At 66.5% G+C, this 7,795-nt stretch carries 1 protein-coding gene; it reads right to left on the bottom strand.

The annotated features are described in order from the left end of the window. Window positions 1–7,497, bottom strand: a 7,497-nt coding sequence (locus tag ALA01S_RS29690; protein ID WP_157119394.1) for a DUF4347 domain-containing protein, incomplete at its 3' end; no start/stop codon positions are given. Between the last annotated feature and the right edge of the window lie 298 nt (window positions 7,498–7,795).

Raw genomic sequence — 7,795 nt, 5'->3', positions numbered from 1 at the left:
GCCGCTGTTCGTCGCCGCCACCGCCGTGCCGCCGCCGAACGCGCTGAAGTCGAACGTCACGCCGCTGATGTCGGCGTTGGCGTCGCCCGCGGCCCCGTTGTTCCAGGTGGCCGTGACCGTGTCGCCAATCTTGTAAGCCCCGCTCGTGCCCGTGCCGCCGGCGATGGCGACATGCGCATCCGTCACCGTGGGCAAGGTGGTGTCCAGCTTGTAGGCCTGCGAGGCCACCGGGCCGTCGTTGCCCGCGATGTCGGTGACCTTGACCTTGAGCGTGCCGCTGCCGGCAAGCACGACGCCTGCTAGTGTCCACGTGTCCTGGCCTTCGTTCGCCGTGGCCTCCGTCCAGTGGTCGCCGTCGTCGAGCGACACGTACACCTTTTCGCCCTCGGCCAGCGCCGTCGAGAGGGTGCCGCTGATCGTCTGCGCGCTCGTGCTGGTGATGAAGTCGGTGTTGTCCGCGCCGGTATCCGCGGACAAGGTTGCCGAGGCCACCGTGGTGGTCGGGCTGCTGGTGTCCACCGTCACGCTGTAGGCATGGGAAGCGCGGCTGACGGTGCTGATGGAGGCATCCTCGACCCGGGCCGTGAACAGGTAGCTCCCTTGGGCCAGGGCCGTGCCGTTGTAGTCCCACGCCCACTGGCCTGCGGCATCGCTGGTGGTGGAGCCCATGGCCACGCCGTCGAGGTACAGCGTCACGCTGCTGTTGGCCAGCGCCGTGCCGTGCAGGGCCAACGTGGTGTTGCGGGTGATGCCGTCCTGATCGGACGAGCCGCTGTCCTGGCTGATGCCGCTGATCACCGGCGCGGCCACGTCCGTCCCGTGCACGCCAGCAACCACCGCTTCATAGTTTTTCGTGCCGTCGTTGAGCGTCACGGAGAAGGCGTGCTCGCCGTCCACGACGGTCGGGAGGGTGTACTGCAGCAGCCCCAGGACGCCGGTCTGCGACAGGTGGTAGCCGCGGATGGGCTGCAGCGGATCGACGGCTTCGCCGGTGGCCGGATCGATCTCGTGGTCATAGAGGTTGATGCGCAGGTCGCGGCCGTCCTGTCCGTCCAGGATGCCGTCCACCGTGCCGATGGCGCGCCCGCAGTAGAACACCGTCTCGCCCGCCGCGATGAAGCGGTCGGCCGAGGCCAGGTCCATGCCGACGAGGATGCCCAGTGCGTCGCTGCCGTACTCGTCGAAGGCGAAGTTGCCGTCGCGCGAGCCCTCGATCTGCTGGACCAGCACGAAGCCGTTGGAGAAGCTGGCGAATTCGTCGTCGAAGAAGGTGTAGCCCGTTCCGTCCCCGTCAGGGTCGGCATCCAGGTAGTAGGACTGGCCTGATTGAACCTCGGTATCGTCTCCCTGCACCAGTTGCGGCCCGCCGGTCTGAGCGCCGTTGTCGTTCACCACGGTGACCACCAGCTCCTGCACCACGCTGCCACCGGCTGAGCCGGTCGCGGTGACCCGGACCACGTAGGTGTTGTTGCCCGCGCCGTCGCCGCCATCCGTGGGAGCTTCGTAATCAGGCGCCTGCGCGAAGCGCAGCACACCCGTGGCCGCGTCCAGGGTGAAACGGGCATCGTCGGGCCCGGTGCCGGCGAGCGCGAAGCTGACTTGCCCGTGCAGGCTGCTGAGGTCCAGCGCCTGCAACAAATTGGTGACGTAGGTGGTGTTTTCCGCCACCAGCGGCGCGCTCAGGTCCGCCACCAGCAGGCCAGGGTCCACGATGACGCCGTTGGCCGTGCGGTCGGCGTCGTACACGCCGCCGTCCGTGAGGCTGAAGGAGAAAACCGTCTGGCCGTTGGCCTTGGTCACGACCTGGCCCGGCACGGCTTCCCATTTGTTCGTGACCAGGTTCTTCTTGTAGAACGTGGTCATCTTGCTGGTGTCGTCCACGGCCACCGAGATCTGGGCCGTGTCGCCGGCGTGGGCCAGCCCACCGACGGTGAAGCCCACTTGGCCCAGCGGCATGCTGAAGCCCTTGGGCAATCCGGTGGGCACGCCCGAGGCGGTCAGTCCGCTGATCGACAAGCCGCTTTCGGTGCTGACCTGGAAGACCTGGCTGGTCTTGACGGCACTGTTGATGGAGGCGGCATTGCCCGGGCCCGCCGTCAGCGTGTAGACCGCCGTCGAGTAGTCGGTTCCGTCGCTGACCTGGAACTGCAGGGTGCTCATGCCGCCGCCGGCCGTGGGCACGTAGCGCAGCTTGCCCGCGGCAATGTCAGCCGCGCTGATCTCCTGCCCCGCCTTCACCGCCGTCCAGGTGCCACCGTCGTCATACTGCAGCGAGCCCGCGCTCACGGGCTGCGGGAGGTTGACGATCTTGACCCCCGCCAGCGCGGCGCCCTCGGCATCGCTGAAGTTGCCGAAGTCGCCCAGGCCCAGCAGCAGCGGCGAGCTGCCCGTCAAGGTCACGCGGTCGTCGCTGCTCACGGGCTTGGTGTTGACCGTGGTGAAATCCAATTCCGTCGCCGAGCTGATGCCCAGATAGGCATTGCCTGCTGCGTCCACCAGGGCCGTGGCGTCGATGCGGACGTGGTAATGCGTTGCACCCTTGAGGTCGGCAGCAGGATTGATGGTGACGGTGCTGCCGGCAATCGTGACCTGGCTCGCATCGGCAATGCTGATGGTGCGCGTATCAACGGGATCGTCAGGGTTCGTGATGACGATGCTGCCGCTGCCTGCGAACACGCTTTCGTCGAAGCTCAGCACGATGTTGGCACCGCCAGCCACGGCATCGTCATTGTCCGCCGGGGTCGCGGCAATGAGCACCGGAGCTGCGGTATCCAGCGTGAAGGAGTAAGCCGCCGAATAGCTGCTGGTGTTTCCGGCCGTGTCGGCGGCCTTGGCCTTGGCCGTATGGACGCCAGGCACCAGAGTCGATGACAGCGTGAAGCTCCAGACTCCCAAGGCGTCCGCCGAGGTCGTGCCCACATCGGTGCCGTCGATGTTGAGCGTGACGGTGCTGTAGGCGTCGGCCACGCCCTTGATGGTCGGCTTGGTGTTGGCCGTGACACCATCATGGTCGAACGTGCCGGTGTCGTCGGCAGCGCTGGCGAGGGCCAGACCGCTGGGCATGCCGACGGTGTTGTCCACGTGGTAGACCTTGCCGTCACCGCTGAAGGCGGTGTCCAGCGCATTGCCTGACAAGTCCTTGATGCTGGAGGAGAACACCAGCGTCACATCACCGTCGAGGCCTGCCAGATCGCCACCCGACACCGTCACGTCGTAGGCGTTGCCGCCCGCGGCAACCACGCTGGTCACCGCAGCCGTGGTGCCGTTGAGGCTGAAAGCGCCGGCTGTCACGCTGCTCGCGTCCACCGCTTCGCTGAAGGTCACGCGGTACGTGAGCTGGTCGGCATTGGTGATGCCGTCTGTATTCGCCGTTTGCCTGGCAACGCTGCTGATCGCCGGTGCCGTGTTGTCCAGCGTGTAGCTGCTCTGGTTGATACCCGTCGGGGTCGTGGCGACGAGCGCGTTGTTGGCGCCGTCCTTGATGTTCTGCGTTCCTGCAAAGGCCAAGGACACACTGCCGCTGTAGCTGGACAGGTTGCCGCCGCTGGCCGTCACGTCGTAGGTCTTGCCGTCCACGGCACTCACCGACAGCGACACGCCCGTGGCGCCACTGAGCGTGAAGTCGGAGCCGTCCACGCCCCCGACCTGCTCGCTGAAGGCCACGCGCCAGGTCAAGGTGTCGGCGCTGGTGACGCCATTGCTGTTGGCGGTCTGCCGCGTGATGGAGGCGATGGAAGGCGCGATGCTGTCGATCACGTTGACCGAGATGGTGCGCGTGACCGTGGCCGTGCCATCGCTGACCTGGACGGTGAAGGTGTCGGCGCCGACATAGCCTGCTGCCGGCGTGTAGGTGATGGTGCCGCCCGGAGAAAGCGTCCCCGCGCCGGACGATGCCGTCGCGCCGGAAAAGCTCAGTGTGCCGTGGCCAGGTGCACTGCTCTGGGTCCACGTCAAGGTTTGGCTGGCGTCGCTGTCCCTGACGCCAAGCAGCGACTTGACACTCACCGCCGAGGAATTCGATTCGACGGACAACGACGTCGTGGAGCCATCGAAGACAGGGGCGGTATTGGACGGCGTGAGCGTGGGCAGCAGGAAATTGTTGATCGTCAGCGTGCCGGTAATGTCCTTGAAGAAGGCATAGACCGGCATCCAGTTGTTTTGGTCCGTATAACCGACCAGGAAGCCCTTGGTGGCTCCGTTGGCGCCCAGGGTATTGCCCGAGATGCTGAACTGCTTGTTGTAAAGGCTGCCCCAGTTGGTGTAGGTCGTGTAGTAATAGTCGGACCCCACGACCGGAGCATTCTGGCTGTCGGCAAAGTCGGTATCGAACGTGGCACCAGCCAGGGCGTAGTAGTCCAGGCTGCGAAGATCGATGAAGTCCTCGTTGGCGTTGAACCCACTGATGACCGGCACGCCGCTGATGGACAGATTGCTCGGCTGCCAATACCCGCCACCGTTGTAGAAATCCGGGGCGAAGTGAAGCAGATCGACGGTACCGTTGGTCAGCGTGACGTTGGTCGTGCCCGTCATCTCCACGGCGTTTTCAGGATTGGTCAGGGCGACGTCAACTTCCGTACGGACAGAGGCTGCCGTCTGGTCGCTGCTGCCGTGGCTGTCTTTGGCCGTGACCACGACCCGCACGAATTTGTGCGCGTCGGATGCCGTGAGCGCATAGTTCAGCGCTGTGGCGCCGGCGATGGCAACCTCACCCGACCCGGCAGCGTCGCTGGACCGATACCACTGGTAGCTGTAGCTCAGGCTGTCGCCGTCCGCGTCGCTCCACGTGCCGCTGCCGGCCGTCAGTTGCTGGCCGACGCGATGGGTGCCGGTAACGACGGGCACCGCTGCATTGACCGGAGCGTCGTTGACCGCGGCCACCACGACCTTCACCGATACCGGCGACGCCGACTGCGCGGCCTGGTCGTCCAGTGCCACCACCGTGAAGGCGTCAAGGGTGCCGTTGGCGTTCCCGGCCGGCGTCCAGTAGGCCTGGTGGGTGGCGTCGATCGTGGCGTTGGTCGAGGCGTTCCAGGGCGTCGCTGAAACGTCGGAATTGCCAATGCGCAGCGTGCCGCTGGAAACGGCCTTGACCACGAAGCCCGTAACCGAGCCGTCGCTGTCGGCTTCGTTGGCCAGGGCCTGCAGGCCCGCAAACGTGATGGCCTTGACGGTGTCCTCTGCCCCGCCGGTGACGGGGCCCACGGTCGTGAGCGTCGGCACGGCATTGCTGCCGGACGGCGCAGGTGTGGAGGCCAGGGCGCCGTCGCTGTCCCAGGTCACGACGGCAACCCCCGCAAGCGTGGAGCTGGCGCTGCTGGCATTGAGCACGCCGGGGCCCGGGTCGACGTCCACGGTACCCCGGATGACGGCGGTGACCTTGTACTTGCCTCCCGACAGCGGCGCGATCTCGATGATGTCGTCCAGGTAGGCGCCGCCTATGGTCTTGACCCATTGCACCTGGCCGGAGGTATTCACCTTCATCACGAAGGCATCGTTGTTGCCGGCCGAAGTGAAACTCTGCCCGCCGATGGTGGCCGTGCCGTTGAAGGTGCCCGTGACGAGTATGGAGCCGTCGCTATCGACGAACATGCGCTTGGCGCTATCCCCGGCCGATCCGCCGCCCGTGAGGCTCCACACGACGGCGCCGCTGCTGTTGAGCTTGGCAACGAAATAATCAGCGCCACCGGCATTGGAGGGCGTCACCGTGGCCGCCGTCGGGTCGAGATCGGTGCCGGCGCTGTAGGCGCCGCTGACGATGACGCTCCCGTCCGACAGGGGCACCTGGTCAAGGTAGCGCTCGTTGGCGCTGCCCGAGATCTTGCGCACATACGCCGTCGTGCCGTCGGCATTGAGCTTCCACAGCAATCCGTCGTATTCCGACGAATACCAGTTGGTGGTGTAGTTCACGCCGTCGATGGTCAGCGACGACCCGTTGTACCCCGCGAGGAACACCTCGCCCGCCGCGTTGACCGAGATGTCGTTGAGCCCGTTGACGTCGTTGCCTGCGTAGGCCGTCTTGGTCCACTGCACCGCGCCGGCCGAGTTGAACTTGATCACGGAATGGTGGGTACCCGTGCCGCCGCTCGTGAGCGTCACGCCTCCAATGGAGGCCGAGTCCCGGAAGTTGGCGACGTAGTAGACGTTGTCCGAGGCATCGACCGTCACGCGCCCCCCGTCACCGGACACGCCCGTATGGCGCTCCCACTGGAACAGGCCGCTGCTGTCGAGCTTGACCAGCACGGCAGCGCTGTTGAAGGACGTCGTGGTGATGCTGGTGACACCCGCACCCGGGTCCACGTCCAGCGTGTTGTACCCGTTGTTGCTGGTACCGCCGGCACCTGAGCCCATCACGCTCATGGACACGTAGACGTTGCCTTGGCTGTCCACCGCCAGGCCTCTGCCGTAATCACCGTACGTGTTGTAGGCCTTGAGGCTGTTCCACTGCCGCACCCAGGCCAGCGCGCCCGTGTAGTCGTACTTGGCGACCCACACGCCGGCGCTCTCGCCAAACGTCAGGCTGGTGCCGCCGAAGTCGAAGGTGCTGGCCTTCAGACCACCCATCAGGTAGGTGTTGTTCTGGCCATCGGTGGCGGACGCCACGGCGCTGGTCTGCAGGTTGATCATGCGCGAGTCGAGCGAGCCCTCCCATTGCTGCAGGCGCGCCGCATCGAAAGGCAGCCTGGCTTCGATGGAGCCCGTGGAGGCTTCAAGCGACCAGCCAGTCGGGTTGTCGTTGCCGTTGGCATCGACGGAGGCGGCAACATCGGCCCCGGTCAGCTGGGCGATCTTCTCGATGAGTGCCTGTCCCTGCGGGCCTTGGCCGGTGGAGCAGCCGTAAAGCAGCAGGTCCGCATGCGCACTCAGGTGGGTGCCCATGCCGCGCAGGGCCGACGCGAAACGGTCCACGGCGGCGGCATCCACCACGTCCGAGCCCAGGATGAACTGCCCGCTGCTGCCATGGCTGACGACGTGCACCGCCTGCACCTCGCCGCCATTGGCAAGCGCGGCGCTCATCTGCTCGATCCCGCTGCGCGTATGGTCCACCATCACGACCTCGGCGCCCGGCACGACGGCATCGGCCAAGGTCGTGCGGTCAGCGATGCGGTCGTCGATGAAGACGATCACGCGGCCCGCGGGCGCTGCCGGCGCGGCCGCTGCCACGTCGGCTGGACGCTCGGCCTGCGCACGCGCAGCAGCGGCGGCCTGGGCCGCGACCGTTGCCTCCGGGGCGTGATCCGCCGCATCGGGCTGCGCATGTGCGGCATCCAGGGCCGTGGCCAGAGCCGCACCGTCGAACATGAAGCGCTGTTCCAGCGCCAGCGGCCGCAGAGCGCTTCGGGCAATGCCCCGCCGAGGCGGCTGGGACACAGGCTCCATCTCGGCGGGCGTTGCGGCCTGGGTGCTGCCCGAACGCTTTCCTCGTCCACGCACCACCTCGGCCACGGCCACAAAACTGCGGGTCACTTCGTTCCAAACGGTGCGATGGATCTTGTTCATGGCGCATCTCCAAAGGCGCTGAATCGACGATGGCCGTGCCGCAGGCGGACACGGTTCGCTTCAAGGAAAACGGGAAGCGACAGGCCGCGGCCTCAAGCTGGCCTGGGCGGCGGTGTCGCGGAAAGAGGGGGCACTGACGATGCGGCGGTCTTGCCGGTCATGGAGCCGGGCATCCCCAGGGGCAGGCGCGCGAAGACATGCGGCTCATCGCCCCGCCGGTGGTGCCATCAGCACCCGGCCGCTCATGCCGGCAACCAGCTCGTTGAACCTGCCGTCAATGGCCGCGGAGATCTTGATC

The sequence above is a fragment of the Azohydromonas lata NBRC 102462 genome (assembly GCF_001571085.1).
Taxonomy (GTDB): domain Bacteria; phylum Pseudomonadota; class Gammaproteobacteria; order Burkholderiales; family Burkholderiaceae_C; genus Azohydromonas; species Azohydromonas lata.
The sequence above is the reverse complement of the archived record's forward strand: the minus strand, read 5'-3'. Positions and strand labels throughout refer to the sequence as shown.